We start from the raw sequence: 2,308 nt of genomic DNA on the forward strand, positions 1-2,308 counted from the left end.
ACCGCGGCGTTCAGCGCCAGGATGTTGGTCTGGAACGCGATGCCGTCGATCACGCCGATGATGTCGGCGATCTTCTTCGAGCTGGCATTGATCTCGTCCATCGTSGTSACGACYTGCGAGACCACCGAGCCGCCGCGTGCCGCGACYTCRGCGGCCGACGAGGCCAGCTGGTTGGCCTGGCGGGCCGAGTCGGCGCTCTGCTTGACGGTGCCGGTCAWCTGCTCCATCGACGAGGCGGTCTGCTGCAGGCTGGACGCGGTCTGCTCGGTGCGGGCGCTCAGGTCCTGGTTGCCGCTGGCGATCTCGGTGCTGGCGGTTCGGATGCTGTCGCTGGCGGTGTGCACCTGCTGCACGACGCGGCCGAGCGCGGCCGTCATCGTCTGCAGCGCGCGCATCAGGTCGCCCATCTCGTCGCCGCGCATCACGGCCGGCCGCGGGCTCAGGTCGCCGCCGGCGATCGAGTCGGCCAGCGCGATCGCTTCGCCGAGCGGGCGGCGGATCGAGCCGACGAGCGCGAAGGTGCCGAACAGCGCACCGAGGATGATCAGCCCGACCACGCCGGCCGCCACCATCACCGTCTTGCGGCGCTCGGCCGACAGCCGTTCGCGCGTGGCCTGGGCCGCCTGCTCCTGCAGCGCGACGAAGCCGCGCAGCGATTGCATGTAGGTGTCGACGGCCTGCGCGAAGCCGCCCATCGCCAGCGCGCGGGCGCCCTCCTGGTCGCCGGCTTCCTTCTTCTTCGTGATCTCGGCCGAGGTGTCGAGCACGACCTTGCGGTCGGCGGCGATCTTCGCCATCTGCTGCGTCTCGGCCTCGGTCTGCGGCAGCTCCTTCAGCTGCTTCTGCAGCTCGGTGATCTGCGCGATGGCCTTGTCGTTGGTCTCCTTGAACGCGACGCGCACCGACGGATCGCTGCTGATCGCGCCGGCCTGGGCGCGCGACACCGCGGCCTCGGTCAGGCCGGCCCAGCGGGCGGCCGTGCGGATCTTGGTTTCCGACAGCGCCAGCGCCTCGTCGGAGAACGCCTGCACCTGGGCCGAGCGCCACGCGGCGAAGGCGATCAGCGCCAGCAGCGCGACGATGAAGGTGCCGACGGCGAACCAGATGCGGGTGCCGATGCGGAGGTCTTGAATGCGCATGGTGTGTCTCAGTGTTCGAGTCGGAAGGCGCCGACGGCCTGCGACAGGCGCAGCGCCTGGTCCTTCAGGCTCTCGGCGGCCGCGGCGCTCTCTTCGACGAGGGCCGAGTTCTGTTGCGTCATCTGGTCGAGCTGGGTCACGGCGGCGTTGACGCTGCCGATGCCGTCGCTCTGCTCGGACGAGGCGGCGGTGATTTCACCGATGATGTTCGAGACGCGCTGCACCGAGCCGACGATCTCGCTCATCGTCTTGCCGGCATCGGCCACCAGGCGCGAGCCGGCCTCGACGCGGTCGACGCTGGCGCCGATCAGGCCCTTGATTTCCTTGGCCGCCTGCGCGCTGCGCTGCGCGAGGCTGCGCACTTCGCTGGCGACSACCGCGAAGCCGCGGCCCTGTTCGCCGGCACGCGCGGCTTCGACCGCGGCGTTCAGCGCCAGGATGTTGGTCTGGAACGCGATGCCGTCGATCACGCCGATGATGTCGTTGATCTTCTTCGAGCTGGCATTGATCTCGTCCATCGTCGAGACGACCTGGGCGACGACCGAGCCGCCACGGGCGGCGACCTCGGCGGCCGACGAGGCCAGCTGGTTGGCCTGGCGGGCCGAATCGGCGCTCTGCTTGACGGTGCCGGTCAGCTGCTCCATCGACGAGGCCGCCTGCTGCAGGTTGCTCGCGGTCTGCTCGGTGCGCACGCTCAGGTCCTGGTTGCCGGTCGCGATCTCGGCGCTCGCGGTCGTGATGCTGTCGGTGGTGCTGCGCACCTCGCCGACCAGCCGGCGCAGCGAGGCCTGCATGTCGGCCAGCGCGCGTGCCAGCTCGCCGGCTTCGCCGCCGGCCTGGATCGACAGCGTCTGCGACAGGTCGCCGCCGGCGATCGCGCGGGCATGCCGCACCGCTTCGCCGATCGGCGCGGCGATCGAACGGGTCAGCCACCAGCCGAAACCGCCGGCGATCGCGACGCACACCAGCACCAGCACGCCGACCACGGTGGCCGCGAGGTTGGTGCCGGTCTCTGCATGCTCCTGCGCGGCAGCGGCGCGGGCCGTGGCCAGCGCGGCGAGCTCGTCGACGGCCGCCTGGTAGCTCTTGCGGGTCTTGTCGAAATCGCCCGCCAGCAGGGCTTCGAGCGCGACGAAGTCGCCGCTGTTCTTCTGCGCATCGAGGTTCGG

The 2,308-nt window shown here is 70.6% G+C and carries 2 protein-coding genes; both read right to left on the reverse strand.

Annotated features, from left to right (window positions below):
* The coding region (locus AC1D15_RS27695) for an MCP four helix bundle domain-containing protein (protein ID WP_477828532.1) at positions 1-1,139 on the reverse strand (1,139 nt) is incomplete at its 3' end.
* A gap of 8 nt (positions 1,140-1,147) precedes the next feature.
* A partial coding sequence (locus AC1D15_RS27700) for a methyl-accepting chemotaxis protein (RefSeq protein ID WP_477828533.1) occupies positions 1,148-2,308 on the reverse strand: 1,161 nt, incomplete at its 5' end.

This window comes from Rhizobacter sp. P2_H2 (genome assembly GCF_056403375.1).